We start from the raw sequence: 25,397 nt of genomic DNA on the forward strand, positions 1-25,397 counted from the left end.
CTATCATCGGTCATAGGCAGGAGGTTATTTATGTCATTAACATTCGAGGATCGCAGGATGAAGATCCTGAACCATTTGGAGATGGAAGGGAAAGTACAGGTTCTTCACTTGTCTGAGCTCCTCAGCGTTTCGACCGAAACGGTCCGGAGGGACCTGGATCGCTTGGAGAAGGAGGGCAAGCTTCGCAAAGTGTACGGAGGCGCAGTCAAAATGCGCATGGAGCTAGTCGAGCCGCCTTTTCTGAGACGGACGCAAATGATGAAGAAAGAGAAAGTATCGATTGGCAAAGCGGCTGCTTCCATCGTGCAAGACGGGGAGACGATCATGCTGGACAACAGCACGACAACGCTCGAGATGTTGCCTTATTTGAAGGATCATAACAATGTTACCTTGATCACGCACTCAGTCCCTGTCCTTAATCTGGCGATGGAGACTTTTGGCGGCAGAATTATTTTCTTGGGCGGAGAAGTCAATCTGGAACTCAAAGCAGCCACGGGCTCCCTTACTGATCAGATGTTAGACCTATTTAAGGTGAATAAAGCATTCATTTCGGTTGGCGGCATTTCACTTGCTGATGGGATCACTGACTTTCACTTGGCCGAAGCGGTCATTTCGCGAAAAATGATGCAGCGCGCGGAAGAGGCGATTCTGGTTGCGGACCATTCCAAATTCGGCATGTCTACGTTTGCCAGAGTGGCGAAGCTGGACGAAATCTCGATGCTGATCACGGATTCGGGCTGTCCGAAGGAATGGATTGATACCATCGAAGCACTGGGCATTGAAGTGCTGATCGGCGAATAACCCCGATTCATCCCATAATCGCTACTGAACCGCTTACGTAAAGCGGCGAGGTGGCGATTTTTCCTTTGTTTTTCAGGGAATTCTCATAAAATGAAGATGCTACAAAAAGCGGCGACGCGCTTTCTTAAGAAAACAATACGACTGAAAAATAAGCGATATACGGCTTCCCCTGCACCATGTATGCTTCATTCACAGGCTAATTCGCTTACGGCATTAGCGCCAAATCAAAATCATCAATAATCATCTAGGGGAGTGTTTCTATGAAAAGAAATAAAGCATTCAAGGTGCTTCCTGTACTTGCCTCCGCGCTCGTACTATCCTTAGTAACGGCTTGTGGCAATTCTGGTACAACGAAAGAAGCAAACGGAAGCGCAGCGCCAGCTGCAACGGCATCCGTTTCTAAAGATCCTGTGAAAGTGACATTGTGGACACCGATGAATCCGAATGCGAAAGCGGTTGTCAAAAGCTTGAACGAGCTTCCTATGGTTCAGGAATGGGCCAAGAAGACGAATGTGACCTTTGATTTCCAACATTCCTCAGGAAACACGCCGCAGGATGACGTTCAGCAGTACGGCGTTATGGTCGCTTCCAATAACTTGCCGGACTCGATGCTTTGGAACTGGAATAGCGTCCAGGGCGGAACCGCAAAAATGTTCAAAGACGGCACGATTATTAAACTAAATGATCTCATTGAAAAGAATGCACCGAATTTGAAAAAAATCTTGGATGCCAATCCCCAAATCGCCAAGCAAATTAAAGCGGACAACGGCGATATTTACGCATTGCCTCACTTGAAGGTCGGTCAATACGGTCAGTACAAGACGTTTAGCGGTATGGTAGTCCGCCAAGATTGGCTCGAGGAGCTTGGTTTGCAAGCGCCGGAAACGATGGATGAGTGGGAAACTGTGTTAAGAGCTTTCAAAGAGAAAAAAGGTGTTATTCCTTTCACTCTGAACAAAAGCTATCCGCTTTCCTTTGCTGACTTCGCAGGCGCGTATGGCGTTGCAGGCATGTCGACGATTGCCAATGCAAGTTCTTTCTATATCGATGGCGGCAAAGTGAAATTCGGTCCAACGCAGCCGGAGTTTAAGCAATATTTGACGACGATGCAAAAATGGTACAAAGAAGGTCTGATTGATCCGGACTTCGCTTCTAATGATACGAAAACGATGGATGCCAAAATTACCTCCGGTAAAGCAGGCGCGTTCTACGGCTTCATCGGCGGCAGCATTGGGACGTACACACCGGCGCTTCAGAAAACAGATCCGAAAGCGAAGCTGGCGGCTGTGCAGTATCCAGTTCTGAAAAAAGGCGATGAGCCGAAGTTCGTGCAAGCGTCATGGGAATATGACAATATCGGAACGGTCATTACAAGCTCCAATAAGCATGCAGCAGAAACGGTAAAAGCCATCGATTATCTGTACAGCGACGAAGGAGCTATGCTCAAAAACTTTGGCGTAGAAGGCCAAACGTATACCAAAGCAGACGGTCAGCCGAAGTACACGGACTTAATTTTGAAAAATCCGGACAAACTGCCGATTTCTCAGGCGATGGCCAAATATTTTATCGCCAACTACGGCTTCTCCGGTTTGGATGATGACCGCTACAATGATCAGTACTACCAATTGCAAGCGCAAAAAGACGCAGTAAAACTATATGCCAAATATGCGGACAACGCTTATAAAGTCATGCTTCCGCCAGTTGTCCTGTCGACCGATGAAGCAAAAGAGTCTGCGAAGATTCTTAACGATGTAAGTACACTGCTGACCGAACAAATCACGAAAGTCGTGATGGGCGCTGCGAAAGTTGAAGACTATGACAAAACGATGGAGCAAGTGAAAAAGATGAACATTGACCGTGCGGTTGAGATTTACCAAACGGCGACGGATCGTTATAACAAACGTTAATACGTGGCAGATTGCAGGGGTATGGGGGAGCTCTGCCTCCCCTTATCTAACACATCAGTAAGGAAGTGAGAACATGGCGAATTCCATTCGGGGCCTACTCGACGACATTAGAAAAAATCGCGCAATCTACCTGATGGTATTGCCGGTTGCGCTGTACTTCTTCATTTTTAAATATTTCCCGATGTATGGAGCGGTGATCGCTTTTAAGGATTTTAGCCCGGCCAAAGGGATCTGGGGCAGTGATTGGGTCGGCTTTGCCCATTTCAAAGACTTCTTTCAAAGCTATTATTTTGTACGCGTCCTGCGTAATACGTTCTTAATTAGCTTCTATAATCTGATTTTCGGCTTCCCGGCACCGATTATTCTCGCGATTTTGCTCAATGAAATTCGCCAGAAGATGTTCAAATCGATCGTGCAGACGATTTCCTATTTGCCGCATTTTATCTCGATTGTCGTTATCTCTGGATTAATTATTGATTTTACGAACCGCGGCGGCATTGTGAATGCTATCATTATGTTCTTTGGCGGTCAGGATTCAGCACTCATGAATAATGCGGAAAACTTCCGTACCATTTTCGTTTCCACATCCGTTTGGCAAGAGCTTGGCTGGTCATCCATTATTTATTTGGCTGCTCTTAGCGGCATCAACCCTGAACTGTACGAAGCTGTTCGCGTTGACGGGGCGGGAAGATTCCGCCAGATCTGGAGCGTAACACTGCCAGGACTCATCCCAACGATCATGATCCTGCTCATTCTTCGGATTGGCGGCTTGATGGAGGTCGGCTTTGAGAAGATTGTCCTGCTTTATAATCCGAATACGTATGAAACGGCAGATGTTATCTCATCGTTTGTTTACAGGGAAGGGCTTGCCCAAGGGAATGATTACAGCTATACGACGGCTGTAGGACTGTTCCAATCGATGATTAACTTCGCCTTGCTTATTAGCGCTAACAGCATATCCCGCCGATTCTCGGGCAGCCGATTGTGGTAGCCTAATCTTACGACGTCAGCTTTTCTTAGGAAAAGCTCTCAGGAGGAAACGAACGATGAAATTAAGCGCATCTGAGCGTCTATTCGATATCGGTAATGCGATTCTTATGATTTTGCTAATTATTTGTACCGTGTACCCGTTCTACTATGTGTTCATGGCTTCTATCAGTGATTCGAACTTGCTGATCCAGCATACAGGGCTGCTGCTTAAGCCGCTCGGTTTTAATTTGAGCGCCTTTGAGAAGGTGATTGCGAATCCGAACATTTTGACTGGGTATGGGAATACGCTGTTAATTTTGATTCTGGGTACAATGGTAAATCTTTTTTTTACAACGCTTGGTGCTTACGCACTGTCCAGAAAGTTTGCTATGCGCAAATTCCTGATGATCAGCATTGTTTTCACGATGTATTTCAGCGGGGGCTTGATCCCGACTTATCTGCTAATCAACAATTACTTGCACATGGGTAACAGCTATCTTGCGCTGATCGTGCCCGTAGCCATATCCACCTGGAATTTAATTATTATGCGAACATCATTCGAAGCCATCCCGGAAGGGCTGATGGAGTCTGCTAAGATTGATGGTGCAGGCGAGTGGCGCATTTTGTTCCAGATCGTGGTCCCGCTGTCGATGCCAGTTATTGCCGTCATGGTGCTTTACTACGGTGTAGCGCACTGGAATTCGTGGTTTAACGCGATGCTGTTCCTTCATGATCGGGAGAAATTCCCGCTGCAGCTCATCCTTCGCGAGATTCTCGTCCAGAACAGCACGGATTCGATGACCACAGGAACGGGGAACGCGAACGACACGCAAGCGATTGGAGAAAGTATTAAATATGCAACGATCATGGTGGCAACGTTACCGATCCTCATTGCTTATCCATTTTTACAGAAATACTTTGTGAAAGGCGTTATGGTCGGAGCAATCAAAGAATAATAAAAACCAGAACCTGTTCTCTTTTTGGATGTGCGAAAAGAGGGCGGGATATTTGGGTTATAAGCCTGATAGGCAGGGAAACGCCAAAAAATGATGATGCTGCAAGAATCGTAGATGTACATCAGCGGGAGAAGATGGGATAATGCGCATACAGCATGAGTAGGGGAGGGCTTCTTTTCATGAAGCGGAGCGTATTTCTTTTTTGGCTTTATTCGAACTTAACCATCCTTTGTATCCCCATTGTCATTACGATGTTGGTGCTCTTTCAATCACAGCATTTGCTCCACTCGGAGGTCATCCGTTCCAATAAAGCGCTGCTGAATCAGGTGAAGCAGTCTCTGGATAATCAATTTAAGGATATTAAACGGATGGGTCTGCAGCTCTCTCTAGACCCGAAAGTTATTAAATATGTGAATCAAACGGAATTCAACAGTTCGCAAGTGAAAATCGACACGCTCGACCTTATTACATCTCTTCGTTCCTATGCGGCATCGAATGGGGATATCAACGATTTGTATGTGTATATGAAAAAGCAGCATTTCGGTGTGACCACCTCGACGATGAATCAAGACGACCTTCTGTTCCAATTGCTTCACGAAAACAATAAGGGGATGACCTTTAAAAAGTGGAGCGACAGCATGGAGAAGATCTATTTCGGTAATTTTCTGCAATTAGCTGAAGATGACATGGTGTATATGCAGTCTCTGCCTATTCAGAATGCCGATGAGGCACCGGCGACACTTGTGGTTATGCTGAATGCGGAACGCCTGAAAGCAGCCATCTCGAACATTCAGCTCGCTCAAGCGGGTATTGTGCTGATACTGGATTCCAGCAATAAGCCGATTATGATTGCGGGCGAGCCGGGGCATGTTTCTGACCTTGATTTGGCCCAGATTTCATCCTCTGATGAGGGCTCGTTCAGCCAGAAATGGGACAAGGAAGAGGTGACGGTTTCCTATGTTTCCTCGGTCGAAAATGAGTGGAAGTACGTCTCTATCGTACCTACGAAAATATATGCGGCGAAAGTCAGCCAATTGCGCAGCTGGATTTATGCGGGGCTATTCATGTGCATTTTCGTCGGCGGTCCGATGTCCATTTGGTTGACACGCAGGCACTATATGCCGATTCGCCGGATGGTGGATTTGGTGTCTCCCAAGGTTAAATCAAACATGCAGGGCAGTAAAGACGAATTCCTGCTGCTGCAGTCCTTCATGTCGGAGAATGCCGCCTTTCAGGATACGGCGAATACGACCATCCAGAAACAGCAAGACGTGCTGCGCAGCCACTTTCTGGCGCGACTTCTCAAGGGCCGAGTCGAGAGCGGCTCAGCACTCGCACAGTCAATGGCTTCATTCGACCTGCAGTTCGAGACGAACCGCTTTGCAGTCTTGCTTTTTCATATCGGCGATTATACCGCTTTGTTTAATGACAACGGATCACGGGATAGCGAATCCAAGCTGCAATATGTGTATTACATTGTGACGAACATCACGGAAGAGCTGATTGGCCGCAAGCATACGGTGTTTACGACCGAAGTGGACGGCATGATTGCTTTCCTCGTTAATATCCTTAATGAGGAGGAAGCTCAGGCGAAGCAGGACTTAATCGAAGCAGCGCAAGAGGCGCAGGAAATTATTCAGGGGAAATTTTATATCCAACTGACGATCGGCATTAGTGATATTCATCCGACGCTGGCGGGAATTCCGCACGGATTCGATGAGGCACTGGAGGCACTTGAGTACAAATTCGTTATCGGTCCGAGCCAAATCATTCCCTTTGACCGGATTAAACGGCCGAAGAATGAGCTGTATTATCCGCTGGATATGGAGCGTCAGCTTATCAATCATATACGGACAGGGCAATATGAGGAGGCTATGGAGGCGGTCAGCGAGCTGATTGTCACGAATGTGTCCGACGGCACGCTGTCGCTGCAGCTAGGCAAGCTTCTTATGTTTGAGCTGATCGGCACGATTCTGAAAGCGATTGAGCATTTGGATCAAGGACCGAACGAATTGGCAGTAGAGAAGCATGCTTTAATCAAACAATTGACACAGTGTGAGTCGTTCGCGGAAATTGAAGATGACATTTACAAGTTTTTGAAAACCGTCTGCGATTATGTGGACTCTAAGAAGAAAAGTCATAATACGAATCTGAAAGATCACGTGCTGAGCTATATCGATGAGCATTTGGCGGATATGGATTTGAGTCTGACTTCGCTGTCATTGAAATTTGAAGTGAATGCGCCGTATTTGTCACGCTTCATCAAAGAGCAGTCTGGCGAAACCTTCATAGATTATGTTAACAAGCAGCGCGTCCAGTTGTCGAAAAAACTGATGATGGACACCGATGACACGATTACGGATATCACACAGAAGGTCGGGTTCTCGAACAGCAATACGTTTATTCGTGTGTTTAAGCGTTATGAGGGAATTACACCAGGGCAGTTTAGGAAAGGCGATCAGCTATGATCGTCTTGTTTCTATTGGATAAAATGAAGAAAATGGCAAATACTAACCGCATGGTTAACAGGCGGGAGGTCGAAGCATGGAATTGCCACAAGATTCATTCCAAATCTCTACAGAGATTAAGACGAATATGCGCAAGCTTTTCGATTGCTTTCACTCTTCCGACGATATTCGGACCAGGGAATTCCGCCTGCAGGGCGTTCAGGGCGCGATTCTTTATCTTAATGCTGCCACCAATCGGGATAAGCTGCAGTCTGATGTTTTGAGGCCTTTGCTTGAATCCAAAGAGGGGCTTCTGGAAGATATTCTTCCCATCCTTGATATTGAAATCGTCACCGATTTGAAGAGTGCGGCAGCGGGGATGCTGCAGGGAAAATGCGCGATTCTGCTTGATCAGCGAGTGGACATTATTCTCGCTGACGTCGGTGCCAGTATTGAGCGCAGCATCGCAGAATCCCAGAATGAGCAAGTCATTCGCGGTTCCCATGAAGGCTTTGTCGATGACGCAGAAGTGAATGTGCAGCTCATTCACAGACGACTCAAGAATCCCAATCTGGTCGAACGGGACTTCACCTTAGGCGCGCAAAGCCCGACTGGAGTCAAACTGTTGTACATGAGCGAGCTTGCTGATCTCAATGTTGTTAACGAAGTGATTGCCAAGCTTCTGACCAATGAAGATATATATATTAAATCACCAGGTCAAATTTTGAATCGCCTGGAAAGCAGTTGGTGGTCGCCATTTCCGCAATTGCTCTATACCGAAAGGCCTGATACCACGGTTTCACATCTGATGGAGGGCAGAGTTGTCCTGCTTGTGGATGGGAGTTCGTTTGCCGTCGTTCTCCCGGTGACCTTTTTTATGTTTTTTCAAATTGCAGACGATTTCAATGTCCGGTGGTGGAACGGGACTTTTTTTCGATTTCTTCGTTTTATTAGCGTCATGATGGGTATGGGTCTTCCTTCCGTTTATATCTCGATCGTCTCGAACCATTTCGAGGTGCTGCCAATTGATTTGCTATTTTCATTAAAAGCTTCTTTGGAGAACATTCCTTTTAATCCGCTCATTGAGGCCATGTTTATGATTACTGTATTGGAACTGCTTAGAGAAGCGGCTATTCGGCTTCCAAAGTCCATTGCCTCTACACTGTCAATTGTAGGAGGTTTGGTTATCGGCAGCGAGGTGGTTAACGCAGGTTTAGTGTCCACGACGATGATCGTCGTTATTTCATTGACGGCCGTCGCTTCTTTCAGTTTGCCATCTCATGAAATGCGTCTCGCGGTTCGATTGGTCAGCTTCCCGATCATGATCGCTTCTTTGCTGCTTGGTTTTGCTGGGATTGCCTTTAGCTTTTCGCTGTTGTTCATGCATTTAAGCAAGCTTGAAACGTTCGGCGTCCCTTACTTTTATCCATTTACGCCACTCCAACCGCGCCGAATCTTGACTACGCTCATTCAGCTTCCTAAGCGAATCTTTCGCAGGAAAGCTTCGGATAGGAGGATGTCATGACCAGAATGCAATTATTTGCTTTCATCCTGCAAAATCAGGTAGGCATCGGTGTGTTGTCTTTCCCCTATGTTTTGCATCAAGCGGCTGGTGAAGACGGCTGGATATCCATTCTTTTGGCGGGGGCATGCGTGAACCTACTCCTGGTTATCTATGTCGCTCTGTGCCGAAGATTTCCAGGGCGAAATATATATGAGTTTATGCCGCTTATTCTTGGCAAATGGCTGGGGAACGCGGTCAACGCCTTTTACACGTTCCATTTTCTATTTCTTTCCTGTCTGGTTTTGTTGATGGAAATGATGTTTGTTGAGCTCTGGATATTGCCGTTCACGAATCCATGGCTCGTCATTGCAGCCAATTTTTTGATTTTGCTCTATTTTACGAAGGAACGATTGCAAATCATTGCGCGTTATCATCTGATGGTCACCTTTCTGCTCATCTTAATGGTAGCAATGCTACTTACCAGCTTTAGCACAATGGATTATCGCTATTTGCTGCCTATCGGACAGAAGGGCTGGACGGCCATTATTGCGGGAATGAAAAGCTCTGTGATCACTTTCCTCGGTTTCGAGCTGTTTCTGATCGTCTCCTCCGATGTCCAATCCAAAGGCAAGAGCGTGCTTACTCCCATACTGTGGGCGAACACTATGGCGACCGTTTTCTTTTTCATTGTCGTAGTGCTGATCTTTCTGAATTTCAGTCCCGAGTCGATTCCCTTCATCCCGCAGCCTGTTCCTTATTTTTTGAACGGGATTTCCCTGCCTTTTCTGGAACGGATGGATTTGATTTTCCTTTCCGTCTGGTTGGTCAAAGTGACGGCAACGCTCATCAGTTACATGTATGCTGCTGGCAAAGGGTTCGGGTACTGGTTTCATAATAATGAACACAAAAAGGCCATTTACTATTTAGTCCCCGTAGTCTGTTTAATCGGTTTCTATTGGCGCTCAGAAGAAAGGATTGCTATTTTACAGAAAATTACGGAGTACGAGAGCTTCATCATAATCGGGATTCCTGTTCTGCTCTTCTTGTTAGTTTGGCTAAGGGGTAAAAAAGGGGGACAACTGCTATGAATCGCTTAGCGCCGCTCTGGCTGACGGTTCTTTTGCTGCTTTCGGGGTGCAGTTATCATTCAGATTTGAAAAATTTGCAACTCATCTATGCCACCTCTCTGGATACGAACGAAAAAAATGAAATCATCACCACCGTCACCATTCAATCTCCGGGGGGAAAGGAAAGAACTGTTCCTATCCATGAGGTGCTAACGGCAATAGGACCGACGTTGCAGGAGTCTTTGTATAAAAAAATCGGCCTGCAAATCGCAGGGCCCATCGGCACTTCCAAGAATCAAGTAATGCTAATCAGCGATAAGCTGGCGAGATCGGATCTCTTGAACCTTTTGGACGCCACATTCCGCAACTCCAATGATCCAATGCTAGCCAAAGTAGCTATCGTCCATGGCGAAGCGGCGGAATTAATTCGACTGGATCGCATCGGCTCCGCAACATCCGGAGAGTACTTGCGCAAAATCATTAAAAGCGCCCAGTACGAAACGGTCATTCCGTTCGTAACCGTGCATGCCATTTACCCTCTTCTTCATGATCGGGGGAAAGATGGTGTTATTCCGATTCTGAGAATGGAAAAGGGGAGAGACAGTGAGACGGACAAAGATAAAGCTGTCATCGATGGTGTAGGGCTTCTTAGTAAGAGTAAGTATACGGGATACTATCTCTCTCCTGAGCAATCTTCTTTGTTCCTCTTAATGAACGGCAAAAAGGGCGAAACCTGCATCATCACGCGAAAAACAGATGAAACGAAGGGCAAAACCGACCTGTCGCAGTACGTATCGCTGAACATCGTCAAGTCGAGCCGCGACAAAAAGGTTTCGGTCAGTTCATCCGGACAAGTTCATGTTCAATTGCAGCTGAAGCTGAAAGCGATCATCATCGAACACGCCAAAAAAAATCGCATTGACAAGCAGCTAATTGAGCAGCTGAACAAACGTTTCTCTGCGCTCCTCACGCAGGAAGCGCAAGGCATCTGCAAACTGCTTCAGAAGGCGGATTCCGATGCACTGGGCATTGGAAGGGATCTGATAGCTTTTCACCCGAAGGATTGGCAGAAGCTCGATTGGGAGCAGGCCTATCCAGAAGTGGATTTCCAGGTTTCAGTGAGGATGGAGATAATTTCTCACGGGATTATTAACTAGTCGCCGACTGATGCCTCGGCTTGAATTCGCTCGGCGATTGGCCAGTCCAGCGACGGAATTGCCGGGAGAAGTGGCTGGCCGAGTGGAACCCCAGCTTCTCCGCGATGTCCGTCATCGGCAGATGGGTCGTGACGAGCAGTTCCTTGGCCAGCTTCAGCTTCTGCTGGCTGACATATTGGCGGGGGGATAGCCCGTACACCTTGGAGAATAGCTTGCTGCATTGGCTGCGGCTCAGATTCATCTCCTTGGCAACCCCCGCTACTGTTGCTTCTTCGCATAAACCGTGCGATAGCTTCTCTTCAATCATGTGCGCGATATCGGCGGTGAAGAGCGAGGGATCTTTCTCGGGAGCGGTCCCATGCCCGCGGAATGAGCCGTGCTCATGCTTACGAAGGAGCTGGAGCACATCGTGTATGATGAGCAGTGTATACGACTGCAGGAGCAGCTTATCCTCGAAGCGCAAAGGAGAGGACTCGGTAGCTGTTTCCTCTTCGGGCTGTTCAGTGCGATTGCGCTGCATCACTTCTTCTAGCTCGCCAACGTAGAAGCGGAGCTTGCTTTGTTCCGCTTCTTTGTGCCGGATGAGCCGATATGGCGCTAGGGAGAGCAGGCTGCGAATCTCGGGGTCATCGAGATCGAAATGCACATTAAAAAAGCCGTAGTCCGACTTGGCGGTGTTGGAGGATTGATGCCTGACGCCAGACTTGATCAGCAGCCAGTCTCCTGCCTGCATCGTCATCGCATCTCGATTAATTTCATGCGCGACTTCCCCATCCACGCAGTATAGCAGCTCGAACAAATGATGATGATGCCTAGGGTAATGCCACCCTGGAGGCTTCAAACCAAAATGGCACCCAGTCACCTGAAGCGTATTGATCATATTAGGGAATCGATACAAATCCTCCAACTGTTGTTCCACTTACGTTCCTCCCGTTCGACTTCCTGTTTGTTTCATCATACCATGTCATTTGGCACATTTGGTATAGAAAATGATCCATTTGGCGATGGAGATCTACGATCCTTTCAGCGATGATGAATGTAGGTAAATTCGAACGATTAACCGACAGAACTCATCATCCGGAGGGATCATCATGGCCATTTTACAAGCTAAAGATAAACAGTTTTTATTAGATGGAGAGTCGTTTCAAATTTTGTCCGGAGCCATCCACTATTTCCGCGTAGTTCCTGAGTATTGGGAGGATCGGCTGCTGAAGCTCAAAGCATGCGGCTTTAATACCGTGGAAACGTATGTGCCCTGGAATTTGCATGAACCGCATGAAAATGCGTTTAACTTTGAAGGTCTTGCGGACATTGAACAATTCATAACACTCGCGGGCGAGCTCGGACTTCATGTGATTGTTCGGCCAAGTCCGTATATCTGTGCGGAGTGGGAATTCGGAGGATTACCAGCTTGGCTGCTGCAGTATACATATATGAAGCTTCGGTGTATGGACGCTACGTTTTTGATGAAAGTAGATCGTTATTATGATGCGTTAATTCCTAGATTAACCCGGTTGCAAAGCACAAATGGCGGACCCATTATTGCGATGCAGATCGAAAATGAATATGGCAGCTATGGCAACGACACTGCATATCTAACGTATTTACGTGATGGTCTGACAAAGCGTGGTGTAGATGTTTTGTTGTTTACATCGGATGGTCCGGAGGATGGCATGCTGCAAGGAGGAACGATTCCCGGTACGCTTGCGACCGTTAACTTTGGCTCCAGACCGGAGGAGGCGTTCGAGAAGTTCCGTGAATACCGTGCGAATGAGCCGCTCATGTGCATGGAGTATTGGAACGGCTGGTTTGATCACTGGTTGAAGCCGCACCACACGCGAGATGCGGGTGATGTCGCTGATGTATTCGATCGCATGCTGCGCGCGGGCGCTTCCGTGAACTTCTACATGTTCCACGGCGGAACTAATTTTGGTTTCTACAATGGTGCGAACTTTGGGGAGAAGTATGAGGCGACGATTACTAGCTATGACTACGACTCACCCCTTTCAGAGTGCGGAGATGAAACGGAGAAATATCGAGCCGTCCGCAGCGTGATTGCGCGCTATCTCGAGAAGGATGAGAAGGAGTTTCCTGCATTTCCGGTACCACTCCCGAAGAAAAGCTACGGCCGCGTTGCATTAACAGAAAAAGCAGATCTGCTTGGGCAGCTGGCTCAACTTTCTACGCCTGTTAAACGCACTTGTCCCGAGCCGATGGAGATGGTTGGCCAAAGCTATGGCTTCATTGTTTATTCAACACAGGTATCTGGTCCGCGAACCGGCGAAAAGCTGCACCTTCAAGAGGTACATGACCGTGCGCAAGTTTTCTTGGACGGCGTCTACCGAGGTACAATTGAACGCTGGGACCCGCGTCCTGTCCCGGTGGACATTCCTGCCGAAGGCGCCAGACTGGACATCGTTGTTGAGAACATGGGACGCGTTAATTACGGACCAAAATTAAAGGATTACAAAGGGATTACAGAAGGCGTGCGTTTGAACAATCAGTTCCTGTTTGATTGGACGTTGTATCCACTGCCACTGGACAATACGGATGTAATTCCGTTCGTGAATTCTGAGAAGAGCGAACAGGAGGATCATGTGCAGGTTCAGAATCAGGAGCGTCCGACTTTCTATCGCGGGGAATTTCACGTTGAAGAGGCCGGAGACACGTTCGTCCGTTTGGACGGATGGTCCAAGGGCGTCGTGTGGATCAACGGCTTTAATCTTGGGCGTTATTGGGAAAAAGGGCCGCAGCGTACGCTGTATGTACCGGCTCCGTTACTGCGGATTGGCAGCAATGAAATCATCGTCTTCGAGCTTCATCGTACCGAGGAACCGATAATTGCTTTGACGGATTCACCTGATTTAGGGTAAAACGGGGGAGTGATTCGAACTATGGCATCACAAAAGGCAGTCAAACGAGTCATTATTCTAGGCATTGATGGTGCAGGAACATTCATACGTGAAGCGCAGACACCCTATCTGGATATTCTGCTTGCGGGAGGCGTGCAAACGTACCAAGCTCGCACGGTCTATCCTTCCAACAGCGGGGAATGCTGGGGATCGCTGTTGCATGGCGTAACGCCGCAGCGGCATGAGTCTCATGTGCATATTCAAAAGAATCGAAGCTTTCCGGCGGATTCGTCGACTCCATCTATTTTCCGGATATTGCGAGAAGCAAGACCTGACAGTACAATGGCGGCATTCGTCTCATGGCAACCCATTATTACTGGCATCATTGAAGAGATTGATGGCATGAAGAAATATGCAACATCGGATGAAGAATTGGTTCCTGCCATCGGCGCCTATCTACGTTCAAACCCAGGACTTGAGCTCCTGTTCGTTCAACTGGATGATGTGGACGCCGCAGGCCATCGCCATGGATATGGGGAAGACTCCGCCGAATATCTGAAGGCGATCTCGCGTGCCGACAAGCAGATTGGCGAGATCAGCAAAGCGCTGCTTGAAGCAGGGATGCTGGAAGATAGTCTGCTGATCATCACGACAGACCATGGAGGCGGCGGTCTGGATGCTTTCAATCATGGGAGTGATGCGCCGCGGGACATGACCATTTTCTGGGGCTGCCGAGGTCCTGGCATCCATCCGGAGGCCAACTTGACCGGTCTGTCGATTATGGACACGGCTGCGGTCGCGCTTCATGCACTTGGCTTGCCGGTCCCGAGAGGTTGGGAAGCCAAGCTGCCGGCGGGATTGCTGGGTTAAAGATAGGGACAGTTTGCTGCCTATTTTACAAGCATCATCTCCTTTTCTTGAATATTGTGCTCAAGAGAGGAGTGAGGGCGTTGATCCAAGTTACGATTGCCGCTGTCGGAGATTTATTGATGAAAAGCGAAATTATTACCGCAGCCAAGAGGCAGAGCGGGCATGCGTTTGATCCCATTTTCGAAGAGGTTGCTCCCATTTTGAAGGCTCATGATTTGGCCGTAGGCAATTTGGAAACGACCTTCTCCGGTAAAAGATTGCTGGGCGCTCCCGGCATTCGCCCCAAATGCAACTGCCCAAGAGAACGGAGAAATCCGAGATCAGGTCTGCCTGTGTTCAATTGTCCGGATGAGCTGGCAGGTTCGCTGAAGAAAGCTGGGTTTCATGTCCTTACGACAGCCAATAACCATTGTATGGATGGTGGGAGCAGCGGGGTGAAACGAACGTTGCGGGTTTTGGACGCGCATAAACTTCAACATACCGGAACCGCACGTTCAGCTAAAGAAGCGAAAGGGCCGTTGATCGTGGAAGTAAAAGGTGTGCGCATCGGCATAGTGGCTTATACCGAGAAAACGAACGCCATTCCCGTACCGAAGAGGTGGCTTGTTAATCGTTTCAATGCGAATCAGATGGCAGCGGATATTCGGGGAATGAAGGATAAGGCTGACTTTATCATTGCTTGTCTTCATTTTGGTAAGGAGTATAGGAGCTACCCGGACAGTAGTCAGAAAAAGTGGATGCAGTTCCTGTTCAGGCAAGGTGTAAACGTGGTCTTAGGGGCACATCCGCATGTGCTGCACCCGGTCACTCAGTCCGTGATGAAAGATAAATATGGCGTAGAGCGAACCCGCGTCGCCGCTTCTTCCTTAGGGAATTTCGTATCGACGAAGCTGACGAAGGGGACAAACACGGTTCAGGGCATGATTTTGTCGCTCACCTTAACGAAGCAAGATAATGGTCGAACGGACATCAGCGGCGTTGAGCAAATCCCTACCCTTGTGGAGCGGAGAAAAGGGGAGACAACTGTGTATACCGTGGTTCCGGGGAGGTGAGGATTACATCGTTATGTTGCACGCTCCGAAAGACTGCGCTAGCGATGTAAAACAAAGCTTAACGATGAGGCGATGCTCCATCGACTCCGCGCACTCATGCTGTAACGCTGATTAACATCGCTACCGTATGCTTAACGCTCCGAAAGTCTGTGCTAGCGAGGTAAAACAAGCTTAACGATGAGGCGATGCTCCATCGACTCCGCGCACTCATGCTGTAACGCTGATTAACATCGCTACCGTATGCTTAACGCTCCGAAAGTCTGTGCTAGCGATGTAAAACAAGCTTAGCGATGAGGCGATGCTCCATCGTCTCCGTGAATTCACGCTGTAACGCTGATTAACATCGCTACCGTATGCTTAACGCTCCGAAAGTCTGCGCTAGCGATGTAAAACAAGCTTAGCGATGAGGCGATGCTCCATCGTCTCCGTGAATTCACGCTGTAACGCTGATTAACATCGTTACTGTATGCAGCACGCTCGGAAAGTCTGCGCTAGCGTTGTAAAACAAGCTTAGCGATGAGGCGATGCTCCATCGACTCCGCGAATTTATGCTGTAACGCTGATTAACATCGTTACTGTATCACTGCGGGGCGCCTCTCCAACATCTCTATATTGTACTTTGTGCAATAAAAAAGGAGGTCCGCCCGGCTCCAATCACAGTTCATTGCACAAAGTACAATGACTTTACCCAAACCGCCTGAAACTAACGACTTTTAGCCAAAATTATTGCACTTTGTACAACATAGAGGAGTGCTGAAGCCATTTTAAAGCCGAAATGTTGTACTTTGTACAACATAGAAAGACCGTCAGGCTGCATGCCTAACGGTCTTTTCTTGCTGGGGGTAGGCCGCTCCTGCCAAAATCCCCCGCGAAAAGGAACTACAGGCCGCTAATTGTGCCAAATCAGCTGTTTTCGGCATCCAAGCGGAACTACAGGGTCTTATCCGTCCACTCAAGCCTGCCATTCTGCCAAAATCGGCGAAATAGAGGACCGTAAATCCCCCTGATCTATCAAATGGCGGCTTTCCAGACAAATAGAGCATCATAGTTCCCATCGACGCGCGCCCCGGCTCTGTCTCCGAGCTCCGCTATCGCTCACTCGCCCCGGCCCGATCGCGCCCTCCGCTATCGCCCGCACGCCCCGGCCCGATCGCGCCCTCCGCTAGCCCCCGCTCGCCACAGCCAAGCCATCCAATTTGTTGTTTCACCCACAGATGAGATGGTTAAGATACTATAGGCCAGCGTCCCGCCTTAACGAAATTTTAATTCTTTTTTCAACCCTCATGTCGGATTGTATAAGATTCCATAGTTTGACATTAAGATTTAAAGACATCGAGTGTAAGTTAACATGACAAATAGTTTACATGATTAAGCTTTTAAGCGAAGGGGGGGTTCCATTGATCTCATTCCAACAAGTAGAGAAGCATTACGGCGATTTTCATGTGCTCAAAGGAATTGATCTTCAGGTCAAGCAGGGGGAAGTTGTCGTCGTCGTCGGTCCGTCAGGTTCGGGCAAAAGCACGCTGCTCAGGTGCATTAATCGATTGGAGACGATCACTAGCGGCGAACTTACCGTGAGCGAGCGCAAAGTCAGCGACAAAAAGACGGATATCAATAAGCTGCGCCGTGACATTGGGATGGTTTTCCAACATTTTAATCTGTATCCGCATAAAAAGGTCATCGATAATATCACACTTGCGCCAATGAAAGTACTCGGCCTCCCGAAGAAGGAAGCGGAAGAAACGGCGATGTACTACCTTGAGAAGGTGGGCATTCAGGACAAAGCCGGAAGCTATCCCTCGCAATTATCAGGCGGTCAGCAGCAGCGGGTAGCCATAGCCAGAGGGCTGGCGATGAAGCCAAAAATTATGCTGTTCGACGAACCGACATCGGCCCTGGATCCAGAGATGGTGGGTGAAGTGCTCGACGTCATGAAGGCACTCGCGCATGAAGGAATGACGATGGTTGTGGTCACGCACGAGATGGGCTTTGCCCGGGAAGTGGCGGATCGCGTTGTTTTTATGGATAAAGGGCAAATCGTCGAAGAGTCGCCTCCGGAGGAGTTTTTCGTCAATCCAAAAGAAGAGCGCGCACGACTGTTTCTAAACCGCGTTCTGAATCACTAGTATTTCGTTCTGCATCACTAAACCGCGTTCTGAATCACTACTAATGAGGAGATGAACTTATATGATAGCTAAAAAGTGGAATTTTATCGTGATGTTAACAGCCGTATTCGCATTGGCAGGGTGTGCCTCAACATCGACAACGGGTGGCGCATCAAGTACACCAGCAAGCTCGCCAGCAGCAAGCGCTAGCGCGCCAAGCACGGCCAAGCCGGCAGGCGGGGCATCGGTTCTTGACGAGATCAAGAGCAGAGGCAAGCTGGTAGTTGGCGTCAAATACGACACAAAGCTGTTCGGCTTGAAAAATCCGACAGGCGGCGAAGTTGAAGGCTTCGACGTGGATATCGCCAGGGCTCTGGCGAAAGAAATTCTCGGCGATGAGAAGAAAATTGAGCTCAAGGAAGTAACGTCCAAAACGCGCATCCCAATGCTCGACAATAAGGAAATCGACATGATCGTCGCAACGATGACAATCACGGAGGAGCGTAAGAAACAGGTTGAATTCTCCGATGTTTATTTTAAAGCGGGACAGTCCCTGCTCGTTAAGAAAGGCAGCCCGATCAAATCGGTTGCCGATATTAAAAAAGGCACCAAGGTACTAGCGGTAAAAGGCGCTACATCCGTTGGAAACATTAAAGCCAAAGCACCAGAGGCAACGGTGCTGGAGTTCGATAACTACCAAGATGCCTTCAGCGCTCTAAAAGCAGGGCAAGGGGACACACTGACCACAGATAATGCGATCCTCTACGGCATGGTCGCGCAAGACCCGAACTTTGCAGTCGTCGGTGACCCGTTTACGGATGAGCCTTATGGAATCGCGATGAAGAAAGGCGAAACAGCGCTCCAAGCCGTGGTCAATGAAAACTTGAAAAAGCTGCAAACGAACGGCGAATACGACAAGCTTTATAAGAAATGGATCGGCGAGGCGCCATCCAAATAACAAAGTTAAGATGGGTAGCCGCAAGCTGCCCATCTTCTGTCTATGAGGGGGGCACAAGCCGATGCCGGATTTCTCGATTTTTACCGACTATATCGATATCTATATGAAGGGCTTTGTTAACACGATCTGGGCCAGTGTCATTGCCTTAATTGGCAGCTTTATTCTGGGGACGGTCATCGCTATATTCCGAATCTCATCTGTAAAGCCCTTGCAGTGGATAGGTACGGCTTACGTGGAGTTCATTCGGAACATTCCACTCTTGCTCGTCGTTTTTGTATTCTTTTACGGTTTGCCATCACTCGGCATTACCTTGAGCGGCTTCGTCTGCGGAACCTTGGGGCTGACGGTGTACACGGCAGCTTTTATCGCTGAAGCGATCCGCGCTGGCATCATGTCCGTTCCGCTGGGCCAATCGGAGGCCGCAAGGTCCTCAGGTCTGACCTACGGGCAAACGATGTGGCATGTCGTCCTTCCGCAAGCGTTCAAAATCGTCATCCCACCACTGAGCAACCAGTTTATTAACCTGGTTAAGAATTCGTCGGTGCTAGGGGTATTTGCGGGCTTTGATCTCATGTATTTCGGGGATCAGATTGCCAGTGAGACGTACGCCACGTTTGATACGTATATTTTCGTCGCTGTGCTTTATTTGATCTTAACACTGCCGCTAAGCTACGGCGCATTGCGTCTAGAACGCAAGCTGGCGAGGGGGTGAATGAATGGATATCCTGCATGCTTTCTCCGTTGATAATATGAGGTTTATTTTCGAAGGTTTCTACATGACGCTAAAAGTTGCCCTGATTTCTATCATTCTCAGCTTTATTGTTGGCTGCGTCGTGGGGACGGTCCGCTATACGAAAATGCCTATCGTCTCACCTATTTTAGGTGTAGCTGTAGAGTTGCTCCGTAACTTGCCCTTACTGCTGATCATTTTTTTCGCCCGGTTTGCCTTACCGGATATCGGCATCAAGCTGGGGCCGATGAATGCGACAATTGTCGCGCTTACGCTTTTTGAAGGGGCGATGATTGCGGAAATTGTGCGAAGCGGGCTGAATTCCATCGACAAAGGGCAGATCGAAGCAGCTCGTTCTTCAGGACTAGGCTATGTCCAAACCCTTTGGCATATTGTGATTCCGCAGGGGCTTCGCCGTATGGTTCCTCCGCTGGTCAGCCAGTTTATCTCCCTGCTCAAAGATACTTCTCTTGCCATTGTTATTTCCTTGCCTGAACTGATGCATCATGCGAAAATAGTAATTGGACAAAGTTATAGCTACACCTTACCAATTCTGTTTGTCGTGGCTGTGCTTTATTTTGCAGTCAATTATGCATTATCGTTAGCAGCGCGAAGATTTGAAGCGAGAATGGTATAGAGAATTTGAGCTGAAAGAGGAGTCATTGACATCATGTTACACTTGAGTTGGGAAATGTTATTGTTCGTCATCATTGGAGGGTTTCTGGCCGCTTATGTAGATTCAGTCGTGGGAGGCGGGGGATTGATCGCATTACCTGTTCTCCTCGCAACGGGATTGCCACCGGCAGTCGCGCTTGGAACGAATAAACTGGCTGGCACGATGTCGTCGCTGACGAGCACCATTTCCTTTATGCGTTCAGGCCATATCGATTTCAAAGCGGTAAAAGGTTTATTCATTTTATCTTTATCAGGAGCCGTTTGCGGAACGATGGTACTGAGGCAAATTCCTTCGGATTTTCTTAAACCGCTGGTGGTCGTCATGCTGATTCTAATAACCATCTACACACTTTTCCGGAAAAATTGGGGAAACAGCTCGACATTTCGCCAGTACTCAACCAAGACAGCCCTGCTAATGGGAGGCGCCGCTTTCGGTTTGGGCTTCTATGATGGCTTTTTTGGACCTGGCACGGGTTCCTTTCTTATATTCGTTTTTCTTATGTTAGGTTTTGATTTTGTAAAAGCGGCAGGGAACTCCAAAATGCTGAATTTTGGAAGTAATATAGCGAGCTTGGCTACGTTCATGGTACTTGGTTCCATCAATTACGGCATTGGAATTCCGATGGGCATCGCGATGATTTGCGGTTCTCTGCTGGGCTCGCGCATGGCGATTCGCAAAGGTTCAGCTTATGTGCGGCCTCTATTCCTTACCGTTTGTATACTTCTAATTAGCAAGCAGATATGGGATCTAATCTAGGGGGTGATCGGCTGGGACGCTTGAAAAATGAAGGGCTACAAATGATTCTCATCGCCATTGTGACGGCAATTGCTGGCGAGTTCAAAATAACGCCCTTCAGTGGCGAAGTGTTTCGGATCGGTCTTGGGAGCAGCACATTCCTTTTGTGTCTGCTTTTACTCAAACATTTGCCTTATATCTATACAGGCATTATTACCGGAATTACCGTTCTGCTGTTTCGTACCTTAGAGGCAGGGATTATGACGCATGGCGATGTGTCGCTTGGCTGGAGCATGCAGACTCACTTGTCTGCCATGCTGTATTACATGGCTTTTGCGGTGGGCATGAGTCTGATGAAGCAGAAAATAGGGAAATTCCATCCCCTCGTGCTTGGTATATTCCTAGCGCTCATCGATCTCCTGTCCAATGAGATTGAGCTGCTGGCGCGCAGTTTCATTTTCGATACACCCTACAAGTTTTCACAGCAATTAGTGTATATATCGGTGATTGCCCTTGTAAGAAGCTACTTTGTGGTGGGCATCTACAGCAGCGTGACCATTCATCAGATGAGGGTCCTCCACAGTGAGCAGCAGAAACGGATGGAGCAGATGCTAAATACGAACAGCGGACTGTACGGCGAAGTATTTTACCTGCGAAAGTCCATGGAAACGATTGAGCAACTGACGGCCAAAAGCCACAATTTATACGAAAGAGTGAACGGCTCGGGGCTGAAAAGTTATGCCCGCACGATTTTGGAAATCACGCAACAAATCCATGAGGTAAAAAAGGACTCGCAGCGCATCCTTGCCGGCTTATTAAAGCTCTTTGACCGAGAATTCGCTTCGAATATGAGGCTGGCGGAAATCATAGAGTTTGCGATAAAATCCAATCTTGGATACAGCGGAATGATCGGCAAACGGATACGATTCACCACGGATCTGCGAATCAATTATGATTCGGATCACTATCTTCCTCTGCTGACGGTCATGAACAATCTGTTGTCCAACAGTGTGGAAGCGATCGAAGATCAGGGAGCGATTCATGTAAGTGCGTACGAGCGCGGCGCTGAAACTATTTTGACTGTCACGGATACGGGGACGGGGATTGCCGAACTCGAGAAGGATATGATTTTCGAGCCTGGCTTCACGACGAAATTCAATCAGGAAGGTTTTGCCGCAACCGGCATCGGGCTTTCTCACGTACGGGATATTGTTCATTCCTTAGGCGGGGATATTCATTTGCGTTCTGATGAGCTTGGCTCTCAGACAACTTTTGTGATCACCTTATTGACCGATACGTTGAAAAAAGGAGCGTAGAGATCATGCTGTCTTTCGGAATTGTGGACGATGATGCGGTAAGCAGGCTGATGCTGCACAAGATTATTGAAAAAGGCGGGCTAGGAGAAGTCGTAGGAACAGCAGGCAGCGGGAGCGAAGGGGAAAGAGTGCTGCTCGAAACATCTCCGGATGTCGTTGTCATCGATCTGCTGATGCCGGATCAGGATGGGATTGAGACCATCATTCGGCTCAAGGAGCAAGGTTTTCAAGGGAAGTACGTCATGATTTCGCAGATAGAAAACAAAGAGATGATCGGCAAGGCCTATCAGGCTGGCGTCGAATACTACATTCAAAAGCCGATTAACAAAATCGAAGTGGAAGCGGTGCTTTCCAAAGTCAACGAGCAGTGGAAGATCAGCCGTTCCCTGAAGGAGATTCAGGACTCTTTGACGAAGCTGAGCCTATTGAACATCAGTCCAGAGAGCGCTCGCAAAAAGCGCAGTGTGCGCGAGATTGTCCAGCCCATCCTCATGGATATGGGAATTGTCGGGGAGAGCGGAAGCCGGGATGTGACGGACATTATGGAGTATCTGACGAAGCATCATAGAGGTGATGGGATACCGCCCCTGAAGGAATTGTATGAGACGGCGGCCCGTACTCACAAATTGCAAGAAGCTGATGTGGAAAAAGAAGGGAAGGCCGCCGAGCAGCGTATTCGCCGCGCCGTTATGGCTGCTTTAGCCCATATAGCTAGCATCGGTTTGACCGATTACAGCAATCCGAAATTCGAGCATTATGCGCCGCTCTATTTTGAGTTTCAGGATGTCCGTTTGAAGATGAAAGAAATCGATGAGAATTTGAAGTCGGAGAAAAGCAAAATTAACATTAAAAAGTTTCTCCAGGTCCTTTATCTGGAAGTTACGGACAAAATGCGAAGCGAGCATTAGGCCCGGCATATGGGCGTTTTGCGGTTGCGAATTGACCGACGGTTATGATATGATTTTGTACATAGTAGGAAAAGGAGGTGAAGGTAGGATGAATCGAGAGTTTGTGAACAACCGTGTGAGCCAGTTACCTATCGCGATGGCTGGCATCGTTCATGCAGCAGCGGGCAACGGGAGAAGTCTGTCCAAATATGCTCATACGGCATTACAACTCACGAAAAGACACCTACCTTAACCTCAATCGGATGATCCGCCCAAGGTCGTAGGAATTTTCCTGCGGCCTTTTTTGCTGCGCTCAGGATGTTCAGGATAGGGTCTTTCATAACCAAGGAGGATCCTTAACGATGTTACTTATAAATGGTCAAAATATGAAGAAATACCACGGTGCCCAGCTAGTGCTGGCAGACGTCACTTTTGAGATTCATCAGGGTGAACGAATCGGATTGGTCGGACGCAACGGCAGCGGTAAATCGACCCTGCTGCGCCTCATTTCCAAAATGGAGAAGCCGGATGAGGGGCTGCTGACGGTACGCAAGGATACGCGAATCGGCTACTTAGCCCAGATTCCGACGGAGTGGGAGAGCGGTACGGTATACGATGTGCTGGCGGCTAGTTTTGCGGAGCTGCTCGAGTGCCGCGCCGCGATGACAGAGCTGGAGAAGCGCATGTCAGACCCATCGGCGATCGGAGAGCTCGATCAGCTGCTGGGGCGGTATGCGCAGCTACAGGAGCGTTTTGAGCGTGAAGGCGGCTATGAGCTGGATGCCAGAATCGACCAAGTAGCAACTGGACTTCGCATTGCCCACGAGGTATACGGGCGAAGCTTCACCTCGCTGTCCGGGGGAGAGAAGACCAAGATCGCGCTCGCCTCCCAACTGATCGGCAAGCCGGATGTCCTGCTGCTCGATGAGCCAACGAATCATCTTGATTTATTTGGCGTGGAGTGGCTGGAGGAGTACTTGACCCATTATGAAGGCGCCTGTTTCATTGTGTCTCATGATCGCTACTTTTTGGACCGGGTCGTTACCAAGATTGTAGAGCTGGAAGACGGAGAATCTTCGACTTATCTGACTTCCTATACAGGATACATGAAGGAGAAAGAAGTTCGGCTGCTGCAGCAATTCGCGGATTATCAGGAGCAGCAGAAGGTCATCAAGAAAATGAAAGAGACGATCAAGCAGCTCATGGAGTGGGGGCGTGTCGGAGGGAACGAGAAGTTTTTCCGAAGAGCGGCATCCATGCAGAAGGCGCTCGATCGAATGGAGAAGCTGAAGCGCCCTGTTCTTGATCCGAAGGCAGCTGAATTCGGGCTGAAGGTGGATGATCGCTCCGGCAAGCGGGTCATCGTGTTCGATGACGTAAGTAAGCAGTATGGGGATAAAGTGCTGCTGCGGCGGGCAAGCGGCTTGCTGGAGTATGGCGAGAAAGTGATGCTTCTGGGGCATAACGGTTCAGGGAAAACGACCCTGCTGAGGATGTTATTGGGCGAGGTGCAGCCTGACGGGGGCGATCTGGAAATCGGCGCGCGCGTGGACATCGGCTACTTGGCGCAGCAGGAGTACCCCGCTGACCAAAAGAAGACGGTGCTGGCTTACTTTTGCGAGGAAGCGAAGCTGGAAGAAGGGGAAGCTAGAAGCAGGCTAGCTACTTATCTGTTCTATGGCGCAGATGTTTTCAAGCCAGTGAGCTCGCTCTCTGGAGGAGAATGGACGCGGTTGCGGCTGGCGCTGCTCGTGCTGCGTAAACCGAATCTGCTCATTCTGGATGAGCCGACGAATCATATGGACATTGCCTCAAGGGAGGCGCTAGAGGAAGCGCTTGAGGAGTTTCCGGGCACGGTGCTTGCGGTTACGCACGACCGTTACTTCATGAACCGGCTGTCCCAGAAAATATGGGAGCTGGATCAAGGGCGCATCACCGTTTATTTGGGCAGCTTTGATGACTACAAAGCTAAGAGCGCTCAGCTGCGCGCGGCGGTGACGAAGTCGACCGGCGCAGGAACAAAGGCAGCGGCGGCCAAGGCGGAGCCGCGCATGGAATCCGCTCCGCGCGGGAAGTCCCGCAGCACGGCTGCGTTCGCGCGCGAGAGGCTGGAGCGGGACATCGCGGAAGCGGAGGCGTTGCTCGGCGAGCTCGACCAGGCGTTGGAGAATCCAGCGGCTGAGGAGCTGAGCCGCCTCTGGGCAGAGCGCGAAGCGGCGCAGGGCGCGTTGGATCGGCTGTATGCGGAGTGGATACAGTATGAATGATAGGAAGAGGGGAGCCGCGGGCTCCTCTTTTTTTGTTATCGGCGGCGGAGAGATGGAACTCTGCTCCGCTATTGTAGTGTAAAGCGCCCCCTTGCCCTGTTAAGGGGAACTAGGGGGCGCTATTTCGCTTGATTTCGCTTG

The 25,397-nt window shown here is 48.9% G+C and carries 21 protein-coding genes; 20 read left to right on the forward strand and 1 reads right to left on the reverse strand.

Features of this window, described 5'->3' with window-relative positions:
* Nucleotides 1-30: 30 nt before the first annotated feature.
* The 8 genes from AC58VC_RS32575 (at nucleotide 31) to AC58VC_RS32610 (ending at nucleotide 10,808) form a co-directional block, all read left to right on the forward strand.
* Nucleotides 31-801 (forward strand): DeoR/GlpR family DNA-binding transcription regulator, encoded by a 771-nt coding sequence (locus AC58VC_RS32575; protein ID WP_497375175.1) that lies wholly within the window; start codon nucleotides 31-33, stop codon nucleotides 799-801.
* Nucleotides 802-1,061: 260 nt separating this feature from the next.
* Nucleotides 1,062-2,708: a type 2 periplasmic-binding domain-containing protein gene (locus AC58VC_RS32580; protein WP_497375177.1), complete on the forward strand. Its 1,647-nt coding sequence runs from the start codon at nucleotides 1,062-1,064 to the stop codon at nucleotides 2,706-2,708.
* Between the two features lie 73 nt (nucleotides 2,709-2,781).
* Nucleotides 2,782-3,699, forward strand: coding sequence for an ABC transporter permease (locus AC58VC_RS32585; RefSeq protein WP_497375179.1), 918 nt, complete (start codon nucleotides 2,782-2,784; stop codon nucleotides 3,697-3,699).
* A 55-nt stretch (nucleotides 3,700-3,754) separates the two neighbouring features.
* Nucleotides 3,755-4,633, forward strand: a complete 879-nt coding sequence (locus AC58VC_RS32590; protein ID WP_145658761.1) for a carbohydrate ABC transporter permease — start codon at nucleotides 3,755-3,757, stop codon at nucleotides 4,631-4,633.
* Between the two features lie 179 nt (nucleotides 4,634-4,812).
* A complete protein-coding gene (locus AC58VC_RS32595; protein ID WP_497375181.1) occupies nucleotides 4,813-7,101 on the forward strand; it encodes a helix-turn-helix domain-containing protein in 2,289 nt (762 codons plus the stop codon).
* 76 nt (nucleotides 7,102-7,177) lie between these two features.
* The gene (locus AC58VC_RS32600; protein ID WP_497375183.1) at nucleotides 7,178-8,605 is read left to right on the forward strand and encodes a spore germination protein; all 1,428 of its coding nucleotides are present in this window, start codon (nucleotides 7,178-7,180) and stop codon (nucleotides 8,603-8,605) included.
* Nucleotides 8,602-9,672: a GerAB/ArcD/ProY family transporter gene (locus tag AC58VC_RS32605; protein WP_497375185.1), complete on the forward strand. Its 1,071-nt coding sequence runs from the start codon at nucleotides 8,602-8,604 to the stop codon at nucleotides 9,670-9,672. Before AC58VC_RS32600 ends, AC58VC_RS32605 begins: the two co-directional genes overlap by 4 nt.
* Nucleotides 9,669-10,808, forward strand: a complete 1,140-nt coding sequence (locus AC58VC_RS32610; protein ID WP_497375187.1) for a Ger(x)C family spore germination protein — start codon at nucleotides 9,669-9,671, stop codon at nucleotides 10,806-10,808. The genes AC58VC_RS32605 and AC58VC_RS32610 overlap by 4 nt, the downstream gene beginning before the upstream one ends.
* On the opposite strand, the gene AC58VC_RS32615 is transcribed toward AC58VC_RS32610, so the two are convergent.
* The gene (locus AC58VC_RS32615; protein ID WP_497375189.1) at nucleotides 10,801-11,727 is read right to left on the reverse strand and encodes an AraC family transcriptional regulator; all 927 of its coding nucleotides are present in this window, start codon (nucleotides 11,725-11,727) and stop codon (nucleotides 10,801-10,803) included. The two genes, AC58VC_RS32610 and AC58VC_RS32615, sit on opposite strands and share 8 nt — an antisense overlap.
* Before the next feature lie 172 nt (nucleotides 11,728-11,899).
* On the opposite strand from AC58VC_RS32615, the gene AC58VC_RS32620 reads away from it, so the two are divergent.
* From AC58VC_RS32620 to abc-f, 12 genes are all read left to right on the forward strand, one after another.
* A complete protein-coding gene (locus AC58VC_RS32620; RefSeq protein WP_497375191.1) occupies nucleotides 11,900-13,681 on the forward strand; it encodes a glycoside hydrolase family 35 protein in 1,782 nt (593 codons plus the stop codon).
* A 21-nt stretch (nucleotides 13,682-13,702) separates the two neighbouring features.
* Nucleotides 13,703-14,530: an alkaline phosphatase family protein gene (locus AC58VC_RS32625; protein ID WP_497375192.1), complete on the forward strand. Its 828-nt coding sequence runs from the start codon at nucleotides 13,703-13,705 to the stop codon at nucleotides 14,528-14,530.
* A gap of 71 nt (nucleotides 14,531-14,601) precedes the next feature.
* Entirely contained in the window at nucleotides 14,602-15,582 is a 981-nt protein-coding gene (locus tag AC58VC_RS32630; RefSeq protein WP_497375194.1) for a CapA family protein, read from the forward strand.
* A 1,397-nt stretch (nucleotides 15,583-16,979) separates the two neighbouring features.
* Nucleotides 16,980-17,708, forward strand: a complete 729-nt coding sequence (locus AC58VC_RS32635; RefSeq protein ID WP_497375196.1) for an amino acid ABC transporter ATP-binding protein — start codon at nucleotides 16,980-16,982, stop codon at nucleotides 17,706-17,708.
* A 61-nt stretch (nucleotides 17,709-17,769) separates the two neighbouring features.
* Nucleotides 17,770-18,645 (forward strand): glutamate ABC transporter substrate-binding protein, encoded by an 876-nt coding sequence (locus AC58VC_RS32640; RefSeq protein WP_497375198.1) that lies wholly within the window; start codon nucleotides 17,770-17,772, stop codon nucleotides 18,643-18,645.
* Between the two features lie 61 nt (nucleotides 18,646-18,706).
* Entirely contained in the window at nucleotides 18,707-19,357 is a 651-nt protein-coding gene (locus AC58VC_RS32645) for an amino acid ABC transporter permease (protein WP_497375200.1), read from the forward strand.
* A gap of 4 nt (nucleotides 19,358-19,361) precedes the next feature.
* A complete protein-coding gene (locus tag AC58VC_RS32650; RefSeq protein ID WP_497375202.1) occupies nucleotides 19,362-20,012 on the forward strand; it encodes an amino acid ABC transporter permease in 651 nt (216 codons plus the stop codon).
* Between the two features lie 33 nt (nucleotides 20,013-20,045).
* Entirely contained in the window at nucleotides 20,046-20,807 is a 762-nt protein-coding gene (locus AC58VC_RS32655) for a TSUP family transporter (protein ID WP_497375204.1), read from the forward strand.
* Between the two features lie 20 nt (nucleotides 20,808-20,827).
* A complete protein-coding gene (locus tag AC58VC_RS32660; RefSeq protein WP_497375206.1) occupies nucleotides 20,828-22,102 on the forward strand; it encodes a sensor histidine kinase in 1,275 nt (424 codons plus the stop codon).
* Nucleotides 22,103-22,107: 5 nt separating this feature from the next.
* Nucleotides 22,108-23,010 carry a response regulator gene (locus AC58VC_RS32665; protein WP_497375212.1) on the forward strand — a complete coding sequence of 301 codons (903 nt, stop codon included), beginning with the start codon at nucleotides 22,108-22,110 and terminating at the stop codon, nucleotides 23,008-23,010.
* A gap of 88 nt (nucleotides 23,011-23,098) precedes the next feature.
* Nucleotides 23,099-23,242, forward strand: a complete 144-nt coding sequence (locus AC58VC_RS32670; protein WP_497375215.1) for an RAxF-45 family protein — start codon at nucleotides 23,099-23,101, stop codon at nucleotides 23,240-23,242.
* Nucleotides 23,243-23,351: 109 nt separating this feature from the next.
* The gene (gene abc-f, locus AC58VC_RS32675; RefSeq protein WP_497375217.1) at nucleotides 23,352-25,256 is read left to right on the forward strand and encodes a ribosomal protection-like ABC-F family protein; all 1,905 of its coding nucleotides are present in this window, start codon (nucleotides 23,352-23,354) and stop codon (nucleotides 25,254-25,256) included.
* Nucleotides 25,257-25,397: the final 141 nt, after the last annotated feature.

Source organism: Paenibacillus sp. J22R67 (assembly GCF_059692175.1).

Bases quoted from the DNA above. Each gene is read 5' to 3' on its own strand.
- AC58VC_RS32670 (WP_497375215.1), top strand. From the start codon at position 23,099: ATGAATCGAGAGTTTGTGAACAACCGTGTGAGCCAGTTACCTATCGCG.
- AC58VC_RS32610 (WP_497375187.1), top strand. From the start codon at position 9,669: ATGAATCGCTTAGCGCCGCTCTGGCTGACGGTTCTTTTGCTGCTTTCG.
- AC58VC_RS32665 (WP_497375212.1), top strand. From the start codon at position 22,108: ATGCTGTCTTTCGGAATTGTGGACGATGATGCGGTAAGCAGGCTGATG.
- AC58VC_RS32600 (WP_497375183.1), top strand. From the start codon at position 7,178: ATGGAATTGCCACAAGATTCATTCCAAATCTCTACAGAGATTAAGACG.
- AC58VC_RS32605 (WP_497375185.1), top strand. From the start codon at position 8,602: ATGACCAGAATGCAATTATTTGCTTTCATCCTGCAAAATCAGGTAGGC.
- AC58VC_RS32580 (WP_497375177.1), top strand. From the start codon at position 1,062: ATGAAAAGAAATAAAGCATTCAAGGTGCTTCCTGTACTTGCCTCCGCG.
- AC58VC_RS32620 (WP_497375191.1), top strand. From the start codon at position 11,900: ATGGCCATTTTACAAGCTAAAGATAAACAGTTTTTATTAGATGGAGAG.
- AC58VC_RS32655 (WP_497375204.1), top strand. From the start codon at position 20,046: ATGTTACACTTGAGTTGGGAAATGTTATTGTTCGTCATCATTGGAGGG.
- AC58VC_RS32595 (WP_497375181.1), top strand. From the start codon at position 4,813: ATGAAGCGGAGCGTATTTCTTTTTTGGCTTTATTCGAACTTAACCATC.
- AC58VC_RS32650 (WP_497375202.1), top strand. From the start codon at position 19,362: ATGGATATCCTGCATGCTTTCTCCGTTGATAATATGAGGTTTATTTTC.
- AC58VC_RS32590 (WP_145658761.1), top strand. From the start codon at position 3,755: ATGAAATTAAGCGCATCTGAGCGTCTATTCGATATCGGTAATGCGATT.
- AC58VC_RS32585 (WP_497375179.1), top strand. From the start codon at position 2,782: ATGGCGAATTCCATTCGGGGCCTACTCGACGACATTAGAAAAAATCGC.
- AC58VC_RS32640 (WP_497375198.1), top strand. From the start codon at position 17,770: ATGATAGCTAAAAAGTGGAATTTTATCGTGATGTTAACAGCCGTATTC.
- AC58VC_RS32625 (WP_497375192.1), top strand. From the start codon at position 13,703: ATGGCATCACAAAAGGCAGTCAAACGAGTCATTATTCTAGGCATTGAT.
- AC58VC_RS32645 (WP_497375200.1), top strand. From the start codon at position 18,707: ATGCCGGATTTCTCGATTTTTACCGACTATATCGATATCTATATGAAG.
- AC58VC_RS32575 (WP_497375175.1), top strand. From the start codon at position 31: ATGTCATTAACATTCGAGGATCGCAGGATGAAGATCCTGAACCATTTG.
- abc-f (WP_497375217.1), top strand. From the start codon at position 23,352: ATGTTACTTATAAATGGTCAAAATATGAAGAAATACCACGGTGCCCAG.